14 protein-coding genes are annotated in these 17,961 nt (G+C 71.2%); 7 read left to right on the forward strand and 7 right to left on the reverse strand.

All coding sequences use genetic code 11. The features are described from left to right. Positions 1–14 precede the first annotated feature (14 nt). Positions 15–1,781 carry a gamma-glutamyltransferase gene (locus AB0G28_RS07265; protein ID WP_361084014.1) on the forward strand — a complete coding sequence of 589 codons (1,767 nt, stop codon included), beginning with the start codon at positions 15–17 and terminating at the stop codon, positions 1,779–1,781. On the opposite strand, the gene AB0G28_RS07270 is transcribed toward AB0G28_RS07265, so the two are convergent. The 4 genes from AB0G28_RS07270 to AB0G28_RS07285 are packed head-to-tail and all read right to left on the reverse strand — an operon-like array spanning position 1,778 to position 5,097. Then, entirely contained in the window at positions 1,778–2,173 is a 396-nt protein-coding gene (locus tag AB0G28_RS07270; RefSeq protein WP_361084017.1) for a hypothetical protein, read from the reverse strand. The genes AB0G28_RS07265 and AB0G28_RS07270 overlap by 4 nt on opposite strands. 45 nt (positions 2,174–2,218) lie before the next feature. Then, on the reverse strand, positions 2,219–3,103 hold the full coding sequence (locus AB0G28_RS07275; RefSeq protein ID WP_361084020.1) for a VOC family protein: 885 nt from the start codon (positions 3,101–3,103) through the stop codon (positions 2,219–2,221). Further along, positions 3,096–3,620: a sigma-70 family RNA polymerase sigma factor gene (locus tag AB0G28_RS07280; protein WP_361084023.1), complete on the reverse strand. Its 525-nt coding sequence runs from the start codon at positions 3,618–3,620 to the stop codon at positions 3,096–3,098. Before AB0G28_RS07280 ends, AB0G28_RS07275 begins: the two co-directional genes overlap by 8 nt. A 52-nt stretch (positions 3,621–3,672) precedes the next feature. After that, a complete protein-coding gene (locus tag AB0G28_RS07285; RefSeq protein WP_361084026.1) occupies positions 3,673–5,097 on the reverse strand; it encodes an MFS transporter in 1,425 nt (474 codons plus the stop codon). Between the two features lie 102 nt (positions 5,098–5,199). Here AB0G28_RS07285 and AB0G28_RS07290 point away from each other — a divergent pair, with 102 nt between their 5' ends. The 4 genes from AB0G28_RS07290 (at position 5,200) to AB0G28_RS07305 (ending at position 9,035) form a co-directional block, all read left to right on the forward strand. Continuing rightward, on the forward strand, positions 5,200–6,033 hold the full coding sequence (locus AB0G28_RS07290) for a helix-turn-helix transcriptional regulator (RefSeq protein WP_361084029.1): 834 nt from the start codon (positions 5,200–5,202) through the stop codon (positions 6,031–6,033). A gap of 385 nt (positions 6,034–6,418) precedes the next feature. Further along, the gene (locus AB0G28_RS07295; RefSeq protein ID WP_361084032.1) at positions 6,419–6,604 is read left to right on the forward strand and encodes a hypothetical protein; all 186 of its coding nucleotides are present in this window, start codon (positions 6,419–6,421) and stop codon (positions 6,602–6,604) included. A gap of 659 nt (positions 6,605–7,263) precedes the next feature. Further along, the gene (locus AB0G28_RS07300; RefSeq protein WP_361084034.1) at positions 7,264–8,370 is read left to right on the forward strand and encodes a sensor histidine kinase; all 1,107 of its coding nucleotides are present in this window, start codon (positions 7,264–7,266) and stop codon (positions 8,368–8,370) included. Next, the gene (locus AB0G28_RS07305) at positions 8,367–9,035 is read left to right on the forward strand and encodes a response regulator transcription factor (RefSeq protein ID WP_361084037.1); all 669 of its coding nucleotides are present in this window, start codon (positions 8,367–8,369) and stop codon (positions 9,033–9,035) included. Before AB0G28_RS07300 ends, AB0G28_RS07305 begins: the two co-directional genes overlap by 4 nt. A 162-nt stretch (positions 9,036–9,197) precedes the next feature. On the opposite strand, the gene AB0G28_RS07310 is transcribed toward AB0G28_RS07305, so the two are convergent. Further along, a complete protein-coding gene (locus AB0G28_RS07310) occupies positions 9,198–10,424 on the reverse strand; it encodes a DUF1707 domain-containing protein (RefSeq protein ID WP_361084040.1) in 1,227 nt (408 codons plus the stop codon). Positions 10,425–10,583: 159 nt separating this feature from the next. Then, positions 10,584–11,900 (reverse strand): hypothetical protein, encoded by a 1,317-nt coding sequence (locus AB0G28_RS07315; RefSeq protein ID WP_361084043.1) that lies wholly within the window; start codon positions 11,898–11,900, stop codon positions 10,584–10,586. A gap of 65 nt (positions 11,901–11,965) precedes the next feature. On the opposite strand from AB0G28_RS07315, the gene AB0G28_RS07320 reads away from it, so the two are divergent. After that, the gene (locus tag AB0G28_RS07320; protein WP_361084046.1) at positions 11,966–13,366 is read left to right on the forward strand and encodes a class I SAM-dependent methyltransferase; all 1,401 of its coding nucleotides are present in this window, start codon (positions 11,966–11,968) and stop codon (positions 13,364–13,366) included. A gap of 28 nt (positions 13,367–13,394) precedes the next feature. Continuing rightward, entirely contained in the window at positions 13,395–16,571 is a 3,177-nt protein-coding gene (locus AB0G28_RS07325; protein ID WP_361084049.1) for a glycosyltransferase, read from the forward strand. Here AB0G28_RS07325 and AB0G28_RS07330 read toward each other — a convergent pair. Next, a complete protein-coding gene (locus AB0G28_RS07330; RefSeq protein WP_361084052.1) occupies positions 16,568–17,746 on the reverse strand; it encodes a hypothetical protein in 1,179 nt (392 codons plus the stop codon). The genes AB0G28_RS07325 and AB0G28_RS07330 overlap by 4 nt on opposite strands. Positions 17,747–17,961 lie beyond the last annotated feature (215 nt).

A 17,961-nucleotide genomic window follows, 5' to 3' on the forward strand; every position in this document is an offset into this window, starting at 1 on the left:
CGTACTATCGGGGCATGTTCACGACGAGGCCGGAGCTCGCCGGCACCTTCGGAATGGTGGCATCGACGCACTGGCTGGCTTCGGCCACCGGGATGGCGGTGCTGGAGGACGGCGGCAACGCGTTCGACGCGGCGGTCGCGGCCGGGTTCGTCCTGCAGGTCGCCGAGCCGCACCTGTGCGGCCCGGCCGGCCAGGTGCCCGGCCTCTTCGTGACGGCGGACGACCCGACCCCGCGGGCGCTGGCGAGCCAAGGGCCGTCGCCCGCGGGGGCCACGCCCGAGCACTTCGCCTCCCTGGGGCTGGACATGATCCCGGGCAGCGGGTTGCTCCCGGCGACCGTCCCGGGTGCCTGGGACGGCTGGCTCCTGCTGCTTCGCGACTACGGCACGAAATCTCTTCGCTCGGTGCTGTCGTATGCGATCGGCTATGCGCGCAACGGCGTTCCGCTGGTGTCGCGAGTCGGCGACACGATCAGCGCCGTGTCCCGCTTGTTCGCCGAGCACTGGCCGACGTCGGCGGCGCTCTGGATGCCGGACGGCAAGCCCGCGTCCGGCCTGCACCGGAACCCGGCGTTGGCCGACACGTGGGAGCGGCTGCTGCGGGAGGCGGAGTCCGTCTCCGGGCGGGAAGCGCAGCTCGACGCGGGACGTCGTGCCTGGTCGCAGGGGTTCGTCGCGGAGGCGATCGACGAGTTCAGCCGCACGGCGTTCCGCGACGACTCCGGCCGCGACCACGCGGGTCTGCTGACCGGTGACGACCTGGCTTCGTGGTCGGCGTCGTACGAAGACCCGGTGTTCGCCGACGTCGGCGACTGGCGCCTGGTCAAGATGGGCGGGTGGACGCAGGGCCCCGCGCTCCTGCAGCAGGCACTGTTGCTGCACGGCTTCCGCGACGAGCTGTCCTATGTGGACGGCGTGCCGTCGGAGCGCACGGTGCACCTGGCGGTCGAAGCGGCGAAGCTGGCCTTCGCGGACCGTGAGGCGTGGTACGGCGACACCGACGTGCCCCTGGACGTGCTGCTTTCGACGTCATACACCGACGAGCGACGTGCATTGATCACCGACACGGCGTCTGGTGACCTTCGCCCCGGCGACGCCCGTGGTCCGGCGCGGCTCCCGGCGATCCTGGACTCCCTCCAAGGCGTCGAGGTGGAGGGTGGCGCGACGGGCGAGCCGACGGTCGGCCCCCAGGGTCAGACGCGCGGCGACACAGTGCACCTCGACGTCGTCGACGCGGCGGGCAACCTGGTGTCGCTGACGCCGTCGGGCGGCTGGCTGCAGTCGAGCCCGACGATCCCGTCGCTGGGTTTCTGCCTGGACTCGCGGGGGCAGATGTTCTGGCTGGAGCAGGGCCTGCCGAACTCCCTGGCGCCGCGCAAGCGCCCGCGCATCACGCTGTCGCCGTCGCTGGCCCTGCGCGACGGCGTCCCGACGCTGGCGTTCGGCACCCCGGGCGGCGACCAGCAGGACCAGTGGCAGCTGTGTTTTTGGCTGGCGCACGTCTACGGCGGGCTCAATCTCCAGGAGTCGATCGACTCGCCGGCCTGGCACACGAACGCGTTCCCGAGTTCGTTCTACCCGCGTTCGTGGAGCCCGCGCGAGCTGGTGGTGGAGTCGCGCCTCGGAGCGTCCACATTGGATGCCCTGCGGGCGCGCGGCCACGTGGTGGTCGACGCGGGCGACTGGGCCCTGGGCCGCCTCTCGGCGGTCTCCCGCTCCGGCGGGCTCCTGCGCGCAGCGGCCAACGCACGCGGAATGCAGGGCTACGCGGTCGGGCGTTAGCTCGTCAGCGACGCCCAGCCACCGCCCTCGGCGAGCAACGTGCGCACGCCGAGGGCGTGGTCGGCGAAGCCGGCGAGGTCGCCGTGCAGCAGCGCCATCCGCTCGCTGTCGAGCGGCGTGTCGTCGTCCGACCACAGCTCGCAGATCCAGCTCGCGGCGAGGTGCATCGAACGCACCAGCCCGGCGACTTCGGCGTCGGCCGGCCCACCCCCGGCCAGGTACTCGGCGAGGATCTCGTCGCAGGCGCCGACGAACTCGCGCAACCCGCGCACGGCTTCGCCGGGAGTGCCGTCCCAGTCCGGCCGGGGCCACGCCGACGACCCGAGTTCGAGCCACAACCGCCACCCCGCGGTCAGCTCGTCGTGGTCACGCGGCACCCATTGCCCGGCCATGCTTCGAGTGTGCGCCTCCCCGCGCACCCCGGCAGATGGGATTGCTCACTTCGCCGGCCGCTGCCAGAGCCAGAACTCGATGCCTTGGTTATCGGTGCAGTCGGCGGTGTCGCCGTACGGGTGGTTCTCGACTTCGCCTGCCTGGCCGCCCTGCTGGCGAACCCGCGCCAACGCCGACTCGAGGTCGTCGACCGCGTACATCAGCTTCCAGCCGACCTGCCGGTCGCCGGCCCACAGCCCGCCCTCGAGCCCCGGTCCCGCGAACCCCCACGCGTCCGACGTGGAACCCGGGGTGAACTGCCAGCCCAGCACCGCGCCGTAGAACGACTTCGCCGGCTCGGCCTCCGGGACCTGGAACGTGAAGTACATCGCCTCGCCGTGCCGCGCGGGCTTCGGGCCCGCCGCCGGGGAGGCTGCCTGCGACACCAGCCAGCGCTGGCCGAACGGGTCGCGGAACGACCCGCCGCGGCCGTACGGCGAGTCGCTCACCGCGCGGATCAGCGTCGCACCCCGTTCCAGCGCGCGGGCCACGCTGGTGTCGACGTCCGGGACCTCGACCCGCACCGACGCGCCCCCCTCGGCCGTTGCCACGTGCCCGATCTCGGGGTACTCCTCGGCCAGCATCAATACGGCGTCGCCGATGGCCAGCTCCGCGTGCCCGATCCGCCCGTCGTCCATCAGGATCGGATCGCCGCGGCGGACCGCGCCGAAGACCTCGACGTAGAAGTCGAGCGCGGCACGCGCATCGGAAACGGCCAGGTACGGCGTGAGCGAACGCAGTTCGGCGTGGGCGGCAGGGGCTTCGGTGGTCGTCATATCGGCTCCGTTCAAGATCAGGCGACGCAGGTTGTCGCGCAGTTCGGCGGCGAAGTCCGGGTCGGGGGCGACCCGCTCGGAGGGACGGCGAAGCGCGTCGAAAGGCTCAGGCATCGCGACCCTCCTTCTCTTCGTAGGAACGCCGGAACGCGGCACGGGCCCGCACGAGCAACGCCTCGGTGGCGTGCACGCTGCGCCCGAGGTGGCCGGCGACCTCGGGCACGCCGAGGCCGTCGACGTACCGCAGGGTCAGCGCGGCCCGGTGGTGCGGCCCGAGGGATTCGAGCACCTGTCTCGCGCGCAGGGCGTCGAGCTGCTCGTCCCACGGGTCGTCGACGTCCGGCTCGCTGTCGTGCACGAGCCGCAGGCCGCGTTCCTCACGTTCTTTGCGCCGCCAGTGGTCGGCGAGCTTGTGCCGGGCGACGCCGATCAGCCACCCGGTGCTCACTGGAGGTGCGTACTCCTTGCGACAGGCGGCGACCGCCCCGAGGAACGTCTCGGACGTCAGTTCCTCGGCGAGCGTGCGGTCACCGCACCGGGACAGCAGGTACCCGTAGACCTCCGGCAGCGCGGTTTCGTAGAGCCCGAGCAGCGCGAAGGCCGGGTCCGGTCGTACCCGAGGTTCCGTCACACCCTCATAGTCGTCCGGAGCCCGGCTTTTCCGACGGGTGAATCCGGGATTTCTACCCCCGCGGGTCCGGCAGCCGCCGCCCGGTGACGGCGACCACCGCCGCCAGCACGGCGACCAGCCCGATCACCAGCGCGAACGCGTCCCGGCCCCCCAGCGACCCCGAAAGGGCCGCGTACAAACTCCCCAGCGTCGCCACGCCCAGGGCCAGCGACGTCTGCTGGTTGGTCGTCATCACGCCGCTGCCGACCCCGGCCAGGTCCGTCGGCACGTGCGACAGCACGATCCGGAACAGCGTCGTCATCGCCAGCGCGTTCCCGACGCCGATCGCCACCATCGCGGGCGCCAGGTCGACGATCGTCACGTGCGGCCACGCCGCCAGCGTCGTGCACAGCAGCGCCACCATGCCGATCGCCGTGATCGCGCCGCCGACCGGGACGACCTTCTGGCCGTAGCGCGTCACCAGGCGGCTGCTCAGCATCGACACCGTGAAGTACGCGACCGCCAGCGGCGTCAGCGCGGCACCCGCGCCCAGCGGCCCGAAGTGCAGGTCGGCCTGCAGCGTCATCGCGATGACGAACATGAACGAGCCGAACGCGCCGAAGAACGGGATCGCCACCATCAGGCCGCGCCGCACGCTCGGCAGCCGCATCACCGACGGCGGCAGCAGCGGGGTTCCGCCGAGGCGCTCCAGCCGCCGTTCGACGTGCACGAACGCGGCGGCCGCGAACGGCGACACCGCCAGCAGCGCGATCGACCACGCCGGCCAGCCCAGCGCGCGGCCCTCCATCAACGGCACCAGCAACGACAACAGCGTCACGGCCAGCAGCGCGGTGCCCAGGCGGTCGACGCCCAGCGGGTTGTGCGCACGGCTTTCCGGCAGCTTGCGGGCCATCACCAGCACCACCAGGCCGATCGGCACGTTCACCAGGAAGATCGGCCGCCAGCCGGTGCCCCACAGATCGGCCGCCACCAGCGCGCCGCCGAGGAGCTGGCCGACCACCGTCGAGATGCCGCCCGTCGCGCCGAACAGGCCGAGCGCGCGTGACCGCTTCTCGCCCGACGTCGTCGCCTGGATGATCGAGAGCACCTGCGGCAGCAGCAGTGCCGACGCCGCCCCCTGCGCGGCGCGGGCCACCACCAGCGTGCCGGCCGTCGGGGCGATTCCGCAGGCCAGGGACGTCAGGGTGAACAGCCAGAGCCCGGCGAAGAACAGCCGCCGCCTGCCGAACGAGTCGCCGAGGCGGCCGCCGACCACCAGCAGCACCGCGTACGCGATGCCGTAGGCGGCCACCACCAGTTCCAGGGTGGCCGTGGAGGCGTGGAGGTCGGCGTCGATCGTCGGGAGTGCGACGTTGACGATGAAGAAGTCGATGATCGGCAGCGCCGCCCCCAGCAGCACCGTGACCAGGCCGGCGGGGGTCAGTCCCGGCCGAAGTCGGGCCCCGGCCGCGGTCGGCGCGAGTTGAGTCGTGGTCATGACTACTACGATCAACCTGGATCAAACCTGGTACCAGTTGGTGTTTATCCAGGTATCGGTCACTACCTGGTACCAGTTTCGACGGCGTGCCATCCTGGCACCATGACCACTGCTGTCGAGTCCGAGCTCCGCCGCCAGGAGCTGGCGAGGTTCTTGCGCAGCCGGCGCGAGCGGATCACGCCCGAGCAGGTCGGCCTCCCGGTCGTGGGCCGCCGCCGGACGCCGGGGCTGCGCCGCGAAGAGGTCGCGCAGCTCGCCGGTGTCGGGGTCACCTGGTACACGTGGCTGGAGCAGGGCCGCGACATCAACGCGTCCGAGCAGGTCCTGCAGGCGATCGCCCGCACACTGCGGCTCGACCCGCACGAGCACACCCACCTCTTCCGCCTGGCCGGCGCGCCCGAGCCGGAATGCGAAAAGGACAGCCTGGTCATCACGCCGGCTCTCGCGCTGATGCTCAAGAAGCTCGAGCCGTACCCCGTCGCGATCCGCAACGCCCGCTGCGACCTGCTGGCCTACAACCGCGGCTACACCTGGCTGATGGGCGACGTCGACGCGATCCCGTACGAGGACCGGAACACCCTGGTCCAGTGCCTGCTCAACCCGGAGTGGCGCAAGCGGATGCTCGACTGGGAGACGAACATCCCGCGCGTGATCGCGTCCTTCCGCGCGGCGATGGCCGACCACGTCGCCGAGCCGGCGTGGAAGCAGCTGGTGAAGCGCCTGAAGGCGGAGTCGCCGCTGTTCGCCGAGCTGTGGGGGCACCACGACGTCAACTCCGAGCCGATCCGCACCAAGCGGTACCTGCACCCGGAGGTCGGGCTGCTGCAGTTCAACTTCACCTACCTCAACTACGGCCCCCGGTCGGAGATCACCATGTCGACCTACACCCCGGCCTGCGAGGAGACGGCGGCGAAGCTGCCCCTCTTCTTCGACTAGCAGTTTTACGTAATGAGCGTCCGGTTATTTCTCGCCGCTCGTACGGCTCATTTCACCGCGTTAGAGTGACATTCATGTTGCTTTCCGTGTCTGCCCAGGTTTTGTCATCTTTGCGACCACCGGGGCTCTGAGCTGGGGATTTGTTCTCTGCAGGGACACTTATGAGACCGCGTGGTGATGTAGGTCACATCCTAACGATTTCCGATCATGCCTGCGTTTACGTAACGTCACTAATCGCGAAGCCGGTCACCTTCGGGGGATCGGCAGTCTGAGGTTCCGGACCTTCAGATGTGGTCGCTTCATCCGGCCGGCGTGCTGTCTCGGTGGTGCTCGACCAAGTCCCGTACGGGGGGTCGAACATCGACAAGACAGGAGGAACGACGGCATGGGTAAGCACCACTCCGAAGGCGACGATGCCGCCCCGGAGGGAAACGATCCCGCTTCGGAGGAGGAGGAATCCCAGCGCGGAGAAGGGCGCCGGGCCCATAAGGCCCGGCGCGTGGTGACCGCGGCGCAGCTGGTGCTCGCCATCGCTCAGGCGGTGGACGGGGTGCTCAGGATCTTCTCCTGAGTGCGGCCGGCCCCGGATCTTGCCCATCTGGGGTCGGCTCCTCGAACGCCACCTGTTTCGAAGTCGCGGCGATCATTTCAGCCGTTACAGGGGTCAAGGATATTACTTCCTTGGTGGACCCGGTTACTCTAAACACATCGGTCGCGATTATGGAACCACCATTCCGACTGTTGGGAGCCGGAATTCGGTTGGCACGTCGGCGGTGTGGTGTAGTCGCAGGTCAGCGGGCACGTCTACCGTGAGTCGGGTTATCGGGTTGTCGCTCCAACTCGTTATCTATGCCAAATTGCACGCCCGCATGCACGTGCATTCGACACTGTTGCGCCCTGGCTCGGGTGTACTAGTGCGGCCTTTTACTTGGCGGCCCCGGGTAAGTGCTGTGAGTTATTCCAACTATTGGCACCGTCTTGTAGAATTACGCAAAGTAATTGTGGTGTTGCCGGTCTTCCGGGGATCGAAATATGCTTCGACCAGCGAATGACCGGCCAGCTTGGTCGACGGAAGCAGCGAAGCACCTTGTTGGCAGACGATCACCCGCTTGGCCGATCACGGTCCGCGACAGCGTGCTCAGCCGGCCCCTCTTCTTCGACTGACGACGTACGCCGAGTGTCGCTCTGCGACGGACGCGGCGCGGCCCGCCGGCCGGTAGTTTTCGCGGCATGAGATGGCCGCCTTGGGTGGGGCGCGTGGTGCGCACCGTCGTCGTCACCGGGTTCGTGCTCGGGGCGACCAGCGGGGCGTCGCGGTGGCAGCCCGGCGCGCCACCGATGACGCCGCTCGGCGTCGCGTGGCTGGCCGCCACCGGGCTGACGCTGCTCGTGGTGCACCGCTTCCCGCTCACGCTCTTCCTGGCCACGACGGCGTCCGCGTTCGGCTACTACTCCTCCGGGCTGCCCGGCGGCCCGGTCATCGTCGTCCCGACCATCGCGTTGTTCCTGCTCACCCGGCAACGCGGTCCGCTGACCGCCGGGATCACCGGTGCCGCCGCGCTCGCCGTCCTCTACCTGGTCCACATCGCGACGTCGGGGTCGTTCGCGCTGGCGGTCGGTGCCGGGTTCCTCGTCGTCTGGCTGGTCGCCGTCGTCGGGGTCGGTACCGCCGTCCGGTACCAGCTCGACGCGCTCGCCGCCCGGCGTGAGCAGGCCGATGAACACCGTCACCGGCTCGCCGAGCAGGAACGGCTGCGGATCGCCCGCGAGGTCCACGACGTCGTCGCGCACAGCCTCGCGATGATCAACGTCCAGGCCGGCGTCGCCGCGCACGTCGCCGACCGGCGGCCTGAGCAGGCGAAAGAGGCTCTGCTCAACATCAAGGCGGCCAGCGCGTCCGCGCTCAAGGACCTGCGCGCGACCCTGGCCGTGCTGCGGTCCGGCGAGGACAAGGCGCCCGCGCCGAGCCTCGCCCAAGCCGGTGAGCTGCTCGACCACGCCCGCGACGCCGGGCTCACGGTCGACGTCCACGGCGAGGCGGGCGACCTCCCGGCCCCCGTGGACGGCGCCGCCTACCGGATCCTGCAGGAGTCGCTGACCAACGTCGTCCGGCACGCCGACCGGCCGGAGCACGTCGACGTCCGGTTCGAACGGCAACCCGGATCTTTCGTCATGAAAGTGCGTGACGATGGCCGCGGCATCGCGAAGCCGACGCCGGGCCACGGGCTGCGCGGCATGAGCGAACGCGCCGCCGCGCTCGGCGGGCGGTGCACCGCCGGGCCGGTCGACGGCGGTTTCGAAGTGTGCGTCGAGCTACCGATCGAGGGGGAAGCATGATCCGCGTCCTGCTGGCCGACGACCAGGTCCTGGTCCGCGCCGGGTTCCGCGTGCTGCTGGAGACCGAGGACGGCTTCGAGGTCGTCGGCGAGGCCGGCGACGGCGAGCAAGCGGTCGCCGGCGCGGTCGAGCACCGGCCCGACATCGTCGTGATGGACGTCCGGATGCCGGGCGTCGACGGCCTCGAAGCCACCCGCCGGATCACCGCGCACCCCGACCTCGCCGGGACGAAAGTGCTGGTTCTGACCACCTTCGATGTCGACGAGTACGTCTACGAGGCCCTGCGCGCGGGCGCCAGCGGGTTCCTGCTGAAGGACACCGAGCCGGTCGAGCTGCTGCGCGCCCTGCGGGTCGTCGCGAGCGGCGAGGCGCTGCTGGCGCCGACGGTCACCCGACGGCTGATCCAGGAGTTCGTCGGGCGGCCGGAGAACCGGCGCATCGACACCAGCGCCGTCCGGGAGATCACCGACCGCGAGCGCGAGGTCCTCGGCCTCGTGGCAGGCGGCCTGTCGAACGACGAAATTGCCGCCCACCTGGTGATCTCGACGGCGACGGCCCGCACCCACGTCAGCCGCATCATGACGAAGATCGGCGCCCGCGACCGTGCCCAGCTGGTGGTGCTGGCCTACGAGTCCGGGCTGGTCACGCCGCGTCGCCCCGCCTGACCCGGCGCACGACGCGGAAGGCGCGCACCAGGAACACCACGGCGAGGACACCGACCAGGCAGATCCAGATCAAGGCGCCTCCTCTCCCGGCCGATGCTCTGCTCAGAGGGCGTCCGAGAGGGGGACCGCGTTCACCGACACGGCCCAACTCACCCGATCGGGTTAGTTGTTGGTGCGTTCCGTCGGCGGCGACTTCTGGACCTGCGCGGTCAGCAGCGTCTTGAACGAGCTGAGCGTCGCGTCCTTGGACGGGCCGAACGAGTCGATGATGATCACCCGGTTGTACAGCACGTAGACCGCGCGGTAGACCTGCTGGGTGCTGTCCGCGGCCGAGTAGACCGGGACGCCGTGCAGCGACAGGTTGCGGTTGACCGTCAGGCCACCTTCCTGCTCCGCGTTGCCGTACTCGGCGGCCACCGCGGACGCGGCCTGCGCGTTCGGCAGCTCCAGGGCGAACAGGCCCAGCGTGACGTCGCCGTCCTTGGTCGTCTTGAGCAGGCCCTCGGTCATGCCGCTCTGCTTGAGCTTCTCGATGACCGTGGTCGGCAGGTACTTGGCCGACTGCAGCTTGTCCATGTCGAAATCGCCACCGCCGGCGCGGGTGGTGCCGGCCGGGGTGATCAGCGCGGACGAGTTGTCGCCCGGCTCCGGCTTGGCCGCCGGCGGCTCCGGGAGCGGCTTGACGGTCGGTGCGGGCGGCGGCTGCGGGCTCGAGCTCTGCGCCACCGGCGGCGTCGGGCTGCCGCCGTCCTTGATGAACAGCGCCCAGACGCCGAAGCCGAGGCCCGCGACCACGAGGAACGCGACGACGGCGAAGGCGATCTTCTTGCCCTTGCCGGACGACGGCTGGGTCTGGAAGCTCTCCGGGCCCTGGCTGATCCAGTCGGCGTTGTTCGACGGCGGCGCCAGCGGCGGGAACTCCGACCCACCCCACGGCGGACTGGCGTCCTGCTGCGGCGCGCCCCACGGGTTCTGCTGCATCGGCTGGGCGAACCCGCCGGCGGGGGAGTGCTGGCCGTACGGGGGCGGCGGCTGCTGCTGCATCGGCTGCGGGAACCCGCCCGACGGCGAGTTCGGGTGCTGCTGCTGCCACGGCGGCACGGCCTGGGTCCGCTCGCCACTCGCGTCAGCCGCGGAGACGACCTGCGTCGCCTCGGCCGCGTTCGCCTGGTGGTCGGGCGGGGACACCGGTGCGATGATCTGCGTGTCGGCCGCGGTGCTCGGCGTCTGCGGCTGCGCGGGCTGGGCGGGGGCCTGGGCCTGTGACTGGTCGCCGGTCGAGACGGCCATGGACAGCACCCGGTCACGTCGCGCCCGGTATTCGTCGGCCGTCAGGTTTCCCGCCGCGAGCTCCTCGTCAAGCCTGCGCAGCTCTTCCTGCCAGGTCACCCCGGTACCCCCTTGGGTATATCGCCTGCGAATCCTGCGAACGTGTGGGTGCTCCTCACCGGGAGCGCGGCCGCACGGAGTCATTGTGCACGGGTGTGTTCACCTGGTCGTCGCCCACCACCCCGTCGTTACCTTCGTGTGGTGGACGCCTCGGCCGGGTCAGCGAGGGTGCGCGGCGAGCACCTGTCCCAGCAGGTCGATGGTCTGGTCGCGCAGGAGCGCGGAGGACCCGCCGATGACGCTGCGCTCGACCATTTCGAAGCTCACGATGTCGCGGTCGGCGAACAGGCTCGTCATTTCCTGCGCGGTGCTCTGCGCGACGGTCTCGGCGTGCACGATGGTGACGTCCTGGCAGGTCGCGGCCAGGAACGGGCTGGCGAACTGGGTGAACGAGTCGGCCACCACCGCCATGTTCGGGGCGATCGAGCCGGCGGGCTTGGCGCCGTCCGGCTGGCTCAGGTGCAGCGGGGTCTTGAAGTCGCTGGCGATGTAGCGGGTCCGGTCGGCGCCGCCGTCGGTGGCGAGGCTGTACGTCGTCAGCTGCCGCTGTTCATCGCGCCCGAGCACCCTGGCCAGGTCCGCGGGCCACGGCCGGACGCCGTTGGGTGCCGCCTGCCAGCCGGCGGTGCTGCCGGGCGCGATCGCCGCACCCAGCGCGTACGTCATGACCAGGCCGCCGTCGAACGACCAGTGGGTGTCGTTCTTGTCGTACAGCGGGTGCCCGACGCGCTTTTCCGCGTCGGCGAGCGCCGGCCGCAGGTCGATCGCGCCGGTCTCGCGCGGCACGCGGTTCCAGAACTCGGCGGTCCGCGCCTGCGCGCACGGCTTGCCGACGTAGGTGTCGGGCAGGTGGGAGGGCTCTTCGCTGTACTTGTCCGGCGCGATGACCAGCTCGAACTTGCGCCCGGACCGTTCCACGGCGGCGCGCAGCTTCCGGAGCGCGGCGACGACCTGGTCGGTGTTCATCACCGGACGGCAGCGCGCGTTGACGTCCTCGCCGAGGTACATCCAGCCGTCCTTGCCCGGGAGCACCGTCGGGTAGACGTACCCGGGGACGTCACCGGTGTTCGGCTTGCCCTGGTCGACGCCGACCGTGCCGCCGTCGTGGCTGGTGCCCTGGCCGGAGCCGGGCGGGTCGCCGAAGAGGCCGGTGCTGATCGCGTCGGCGGCCTGGACCCCGGCTTGCCGCAGCGGGAGGTGATCGGTCGCCCAGCCGGACATGCCGGTGAAGAAGCCCCAGCCGGCGCCGAGGCTGGGGAAGTCGCGCAGTGGCCGGTTCTCGAAGGCCGCGGGCCGCACGCCGACCACCGAAAGCAGCAGTGGCGTGACGAAGAAGAAGGCCGCGCAGGCCAGGGCCGTGCGCTGGCGCTTGCTGTGCCGGGGCCGGTAGAGGTTGTGCTCCTTCGGGAGCCACGACTCCGGGGTCCTCGGCAGGCCCTGCTCGGTGGGCAACTGCGACGGAGGACGGGACGACACAGCCGTATCCTAGCGCCGGGCCGGTGACGGGCGGCCCCGATCGGGTGATCTCGGAGGGACGGGCGATGAGCGGTGGCCGAGGGCCGGGCTACGACCAGCGGCTGGCCAGGGAGCGCGAAACCTTCGCCGGCCAGGAGGAGATCCACGGCAACCTGCCGCCGTCGGCGCACCGGTGGTCGAACCGGCACGTGCGCCCGAAGCTCGAAGCGCTCGGCGTCCCGGGGCTCGACGAGCTGATCATCGGGCAGATCGCCGAGCGCGCGCGGAAGCGGGACGCCGTCGTGCTGTCGCTGGGCAGCGGCAACGGCGACCAGGAGCTCGGCTGGCTGCGCGGCCTCGCCGCCGAAGGTCTGGACAACGTCCGGCTGCGGCTGCTCGAACTGAACCCGGAGATGCAGGCGAGGGCCGAGGCGTCGGCCCGCGAACAGGGCGTCGCCGACCGCGTCGAGCTGATCACCGCCGACTTCAACACCTGGCGCGCCGACGCCGAGCACGACGTCGTCGTCGGGTTCCAGGCCCTGCACCACGTGCTCGACCTCGAACACCTCTACGGCCAGATCAAGAGCAGCCTGACCGCGGACGGCGTCCTGGTCGTGCACGACATGATCGGCCGCAACGGGCACCGCCGGTGGCCCGAGGCGCACGAGGTCGTGGACCGGATCTGGGCGACGCTGCCGCCCGAGCTGCGCCGCAACGCACTGACCGGGCAGATCGACGAGCAGTTCGTCGACGTCGACTGCGCCGCCGACGGGTTCGAGGGCATCCGGGCCCAGGACGTCCTGCCGGTGCTCCTCGACTTCCTGCACCCGAGCCTGTTCCTGCCCTACGGCAACGTGATCGACCCGTTCGTCGACCGCATCTACGGCCACAACTTCGACATGGACAACGCGGACCACGTCGCCTTGATCGACGAGATCGGCGTCCTGGACGACAGCCTCCTCGACCTCGGGCTCGTCACCGGGACGCGGCTGACCGCGCTGTTCCACCCGCAGCCGCGGCCCCTGCGCGTCCACGGCAACCGGACGCCGGAGCGGTCGGTGCGGGACACCCGCGTCGTCGACCCGGCCGGCCGCGTCTCGTTCCGGCCCGGCGGCACGAACGGCGAACGGCTGGTCAGCGGCGCGGGGATCGTGACCGGCCGGATGAACGGCATCGCCCACGACGACTGGGCGGCACCGTCGGTCGAGTTCCCCGTCCTGACCACGGCCCCGGTCGAGGCGCTCGAGCTGAAGACCTACCTGCCGGACGACGCCACCGAGCACGGCAGCATCACCGTTTCCGTCGACGGCGTCCCGGTCGCGAAGGCCGACGTCGGACCGAGCCTGACCGAGCAGGTGCTGCCGGTCCGGCTCGACGCGCACCGGCAGGTCCGGCTCTCCTTCGACGCGGACTGGTCGATCACGGCGGGCGGCGACCGGCGCACGCTGGCGTACGTCCTGGTCGGGCTGGGGCTGCTGGAAGGGTGAGATCGGCCGGACGGCTAATCTGCCCCGCATGGCCAAGGGGACGAGCGGCGAGCGGCTGATCGAGTGGACCGGCGAGCGGTGCGTGCCGTGGACCGACGACCTCCAGGTGATCTACGAGCACTACCACCGCTACGCGTTCGCGGCCCGCTTCGCCGACGGCAAGCGCGTCCTCGACCTCGCCAGCGGTGAGGGTTACGGCGCCTCGCTGCTCGCGCGGTCGGCCGCCGAGGTCGTCGGCCTCGAGATCGACCCGAAGACCGTCGAGCACGCCCGCACCCGCTACCCGGGCCTGCGCTTCGAGGTCGGCTCGATCACCGACCCGCGGGCCCTCGACGGCGAGGTCTTCGACGTCATCACCTGCTTCGAGGCCATCGAGCACGTCGAGGAGCAGGACCGGCTCATGGAGCTCGTCCGCAACCGGCTCGCGCCGGGCGGGGTGTTCCTCTGCAGCACCCCGGACATCGAGGTCTACACGCACGACCACGGCAACGAGAACCCGTACCACGTGCACGAGCTGACCGAGTCCGCGTTCCGCACGCTGCTGTCCGAGAGCTTCCCGCACGTCGTCGTGCTGCGGCAGAACGTCGCCGTCGGCTCGCTGATCCACGACAACGGCGCCGGTGCCGGCGCCGAGGTCCTCACCGTGCGGGCCGACGAGGGTGACGGCTGGGTCGTCGAACCCGGCGCGCCGCACACGTACTTCGTCTCGGTGGCGTCGGCCGAGCCGGTCGAGGTGCCCTCGACGTCGGCCATGGTCGACCCGAAGCTGACCCTCGTCGCCCGCGCTGCCGCCGAGGCGGGCCGCCTGCGCGACGGGCTGGGCCGCGCGGAAGCCGAGCGCGACCGGGCGACGGCGTCGGTCACCCGGCTCACCGGTGAACTCGCCCAGGTCACCGCGGCCGAACAGCGCGCCGCGGCCGAGCGCGACGAGGCACTCCGGCAGGCCGAGCGCGCCCGCGAAGACCGGCAGCGCGCGGCCGACGAGCTGAACCGGCTCCAGCGCAAGGCGGGCTACGACCGCGAACGGCTGGAATGGCTGGCCGGCAACAACACCAGCCTCGGCGAGACCATCGGCAGGCTCGCCGCGGAGAACGAGAAGCTGCGGGCCGAGACGTCCGCGCTCGTCCAGAAGGCGATCGGGAAGTACCGCGGCGCGATCGAGCGGTACGCGCCCCGCGGCACCCGCCGCCGCGACTTCTACGAGACGGCGCTGGGCCGTCCCGCCGGGGTGCTGCCCGGCGCGCCCGACCCGACACCCGGCCCGGTCGCGGTGACCACCAGCGACCACCCGATCGTCAGCGTCGTCATCCCGGTCTACGGCAACTGGCGGTTCACCCGCGGCTGCCTCGACTCCATCCAGCGGCACCTGCCCTCGACGCCGTTCGAGGTCATCGTCGTCGACGACGCCTCGCCGGACGACTCCGCCGACCGCGTCGCCGGTTGCGCCGGGGTCCGGCTGGTCCGCGCGCCGAAGAACCTCGGGTTCGTCGGCGCCTGCAACCTCGGCGCCGAGCACGCGCGCGGCGACTTCGTCATGTTCCTGAACAACGACACCGAGGTCCGCGCGGGCTGGCTGGACGAGCTGGTCGCCGTCGTCGAGACGCGGCCCGACGTCGGGCTCGTCGGCTCCAAGCTCGTCTACCCGGACGGCCGGCTCCAGGAGTGCGGCGGCATCATCTGGGCCGACGGCACCGGCTGGAACTACGGCAGGCTGCAGAACCCGGACGCCCCCTGGTACCAGGCACTGCGCGACGTCGACTACTGCTCGGGCGCGGCACTGCTCGTCCGGCGGGAGCTGTTCGAACGCATCGGCGGCTTCGACAAGCGCTACGCCCCCGCGTACTACGAGGACACCGACCTCGCGTTCGCCGTGCGGGCGGCCGGGTACCGGACGATGGTCCAGCCCGCGTCGGTCGTCGTGCACCACGAAGGCATCACCAACGGGACCGACGTCTCGTCCGGCGTGAAGCGGCACCAGGAGCTCAACCGCGGCGTCTTCGTCGACAAGTGGAGCGTCCAGCTGCGCGACCACTTCCCCGAGGCGAGCCCGCGCGCGGTCTGGGCCGGGCGGCAGCGCACGAAGGACGGCCACCGCGGCGGCACGATCCTCGTCGCCGACCACCAGGTCCCCATGCCCGACAAGGACTCCGGCTCGGTGCGGATGTTCCGGATCCTCGAGCTGCTCGTCGGCCTCGGCCACCGGGTCGTGTTCATGCCGCTCAACAACGCGCTCCACGAGCCGTACGTCGACGCGCTGTACCGCGCGGGCGTCACGGTGATCACCGGGCTCGGCGAACAGCTGGAGTTCCTGCGCGACGCCGGCCCCGACCTGAGCCTGGCCGTGCTGTCGCGGCCGCACGTCGCCTGGCAGCTGCTGGAGCAGGTCCGCGAGCACGCGCCGGACTGCGTCATCGCCTACGACACCGTCGACCTGCACTTCGTCCGGCTCAACCGGCAGGCCGACCTGGCCGCGCAGCTCGGCGACACGCGCGAGGAGCTGACGCTGCGACGGCGTGCCGAGGTGCTGCGGGAGTCCGAACTGGGCCTGACCCGCGCCACCGACGTCACGTTCGTCGTGTCCGATGTGGAGCGTGAGCTGCTGCGGGAGCTCGTGCCGTCGGCGCGCGTCGAAGTGCTGTCCAATGTGCACTACGCCGAAGGCTCGGTGGCCGTCCCGGAAGGACGGTCCGGCGTGCTGTTCGTCGGCAGCTTCGACCACCTGCCCAACCGGGACGCGGCCCGCTGGCTGGCGACCGAGATCATGCCGCTCGTGCGGCGGCGGCGCCCCGACGCGGTCGCGCAGATCGTCGGCAGCAACCCGCCGCAGGAGATGTTCGACCTGGAACGCGACGGCGTCGTCGTCCGCGGCTGGGTGCCGAACCTCGACAGCGCTTACCGCGAGGCCCGGGTCGTCGTCGCGCCGCTGCGCTTCGGCGCGGGCGTCAAGGGAAAGCTGGGCGAGAGCCTCGGTTACGGCGTCCCGGTGGTCGCCACCCCGCTGGCCGCGGAAGGCATGCACCTGACCCACGGCCGGGACGTCCTCGTCGGCGGCTCGGCGCAGGAGCTCGCCGACGAGATCGTCACCCTGCTCGAAGACGACAAGCTGTGGCAGCGGCTGTCCGAAGAGGGCAAGACCGTGGTGGACCGCCTCTTCGGCGCCGACGTCGCCCGCCACACGCTGGCCGCGCTGCTGAACCGGGACTAGCGGGGCGGAAGGGCTTTCTTGAACACCGCCACGGCGTTGTCGAGGCTGGTCTTCAGCTCGTTCTTGTCCTTGGCGAACGGCTGCGACGCCCAGAGCACGATCGCGACCTTGCCCGAGGTGTACCAGGTGCCGTTCATCCGGAGGTCGCCGTTGCGGCCGGTGACCATCCCGGGGTCGGCCGTGAGCGGGACGAACCCGCCCGCGGCCGCGGCCTCGCGCAGGTAGTCGATGATCGCCTTCGCGCCCTCCGGGGACTCGGCGGGAATCGCGTAGCCGAGGAACCCGGTGTCGCCGGCCGAGGAGGCGCGGTACACGAGCTGCGTGACGCCGTGCTGCGAGAAGATCTGCGCGGCTTCCTTGGGGTACAGCTTCAGGTCCAGGCCGCGGGCCAGGGACATCGTGGAGCTCTCCGGGTGCTGCAACCCGGGCAGCGGTGGCACCTCGTCCTCCAGCTGCGGCTGGGCCGCGGCGGCGGGCGGCTGGGTCACGGGCGTGAACGTCGCGAGCGCGTTGGGCTTCGAATCGTCCTTGCCCAGCCACAGGATCGCGCCGATGACGACGCCCAGCACGACCAGCGCGCCGAGCACGATGAACGGCCGGTTCGTCCCGGTGCGCCCGGACGACGGCTCCGCGTCGGTGGCCCACCGGTGCTTGCCGGGCGTCTCCTCCGGCCCGGGCTGCGGCGGTGCCGGGCGTGATTCGCCGCCCGGCGGCGTGATCGGCGGGAACCGGCTGCCCGGCCCCTGCTCCGCCGGGCCGTCGACGCTCAGGTAGCGCGTCGGCGTGATGTCGGCCGGGCTCGGGGCGGTCGTCATGTGGTCCGGGATCGCGGGCACGTGACTGGTGGCCGGCGACACCGGCAGCCCGGTCCGCTGCCAGGGCGGCGGCGGAGGCTTCTGCGGCAGTTGCGGCGGCAGCTGGTGCGGCACTGCCGGCCGGGGCGACTCCACACGTTGCTGCGGCGGGACGTGCTGGGCGGGTGCCGGGTGGCTCGCCGGGTTCGCGCTGCGCCAGGTGTCACCCGGGCGGCGCAGCGGTGAGGGCACCGGCGACGGCACCGTGGAACCGGAGGCCTGCGCGAGCAGCTCGTCCCGCTGTTTGCGGTGGTCAGCGGGCTCGATGCGACCTTCGGCAAGCTCCGCGTCGAGACGGCGAAGCTCTTCCTGCCAGCTCATCCTAGGGACCCCCATCCACCAATCGGGGCATCAGTCTGGCACGGACTGCCGACCTGCGAGGTTGCGGTTTGAGGTTGATCGGCAACGTAGCGCAAGTCCGCCGTTTTAGGGAGACCCCGCCGGCATCACCCTTCAGGCTCCGGAAACTGTCGTACATATGTTCTAAAATTGGCGTTGTCCAGGGGAGATGCCGCCCGCGAGCGCGGGTGGCGTGA

Origin of the sequence: Amycolatopsis sp. NPDC021455, from assembly GCF_040640995.1 — a bacterium.
In the GTDB taxonomy this organism is placed as follows: domain Bacteria; phylum Actinomycetota; class Actinomycetes; order Mycobacteriales; family Pseudonocardiaceae; genus Amycolatopsis.

What these genes read in the sequence shown, in the direction of transcription:
- AB0G28_RS07265 (WP_361084014.1), top strand. Translation starts at nt 15, where the DNA reads ATGTTCACGACGAGGCCGGAGCTCGCCGGCACCTTCGGAATGGTGGCA.
- AB0G28_RS07270 (WP_361084017.1), bottom strand. Translation starts at nt 2,173, where the DNA reads ATGGCCGGGCAATGGGTGCCGCGTGACCACGACGAGCTGACCGCGGGG.
- AB0G28_RS07275 (WP_361084020.1), bottom strand. Translation starts at nt 3,103, where the DNA reads ATGCCTGAGCCTTTCGACGCGCTTCGCCGTCCCTCCGAGCGGGTCGCC.
- AB0G28_RS07285 (WP_361084026.1), bottom strand. Translation starts at nt 5,097, where the DNA reads ATGACCACGACTCAACTCGCGCCGACCGCGGCCGGGGCCCGACTTCGG.
- AB0G28_RS07290 (WP_361084029.1), top strand. Translation starts at nt 5,200, where the DNA reads ATGACCACTGCTGTCGAGTCCGAGCTCCGCCGCCAGGAGCTGGCGAGG.
- AB0G28_RS07295 (WP_361084032.1), top strand. Translation starts at nt 6,419, where the DNA reads ATGGGTAAGCACCACTCCGAAGGCGACGATGCCGCCCCGGAGGGAAAC.
- AB0G28_RS07300 (WP_361084034.1), top strand. Translation starts at nt 7,264, where the DNA reads ATGAGATGGCCGCCTTGGGTGGGGCGCGTGGTGCGCACCGTCGTCGTC.
- AB0G28_RS07305 (WP_361084037.1), top strand. Translation starts at nt 8,367, where the DNA reads ATGATCCGCGTCCTGCTGGCCGACGACCAGGTCCTGGTCCGCGCCGGG.
- AB0G28_RS07320 (WP_361084046.1), top strand. Translation starts at nt 11,966, where the DNA reads ATGAGCGGTGGCCGAGGGCCGGGCTACGACCAGCGGCTGGCCAGGGAG.
- AB0G28_RS07325 (WP_361084049.1), top strand. Translation starts at nt 13,395, where the DNA reads ATGGCCAAGGGGACGAGCGGCGAGCGGCTGATCGAGTGGACCGGCGAG.
- AB0G28_RS07330 (WP_361084052.1), bottom strand. Translation starts at nt 17,746, where the DNA reads ATGAGCTGGCAGGAAGAGCTTCGCCGTCTCGACGCGGAGCTTGCCGAA.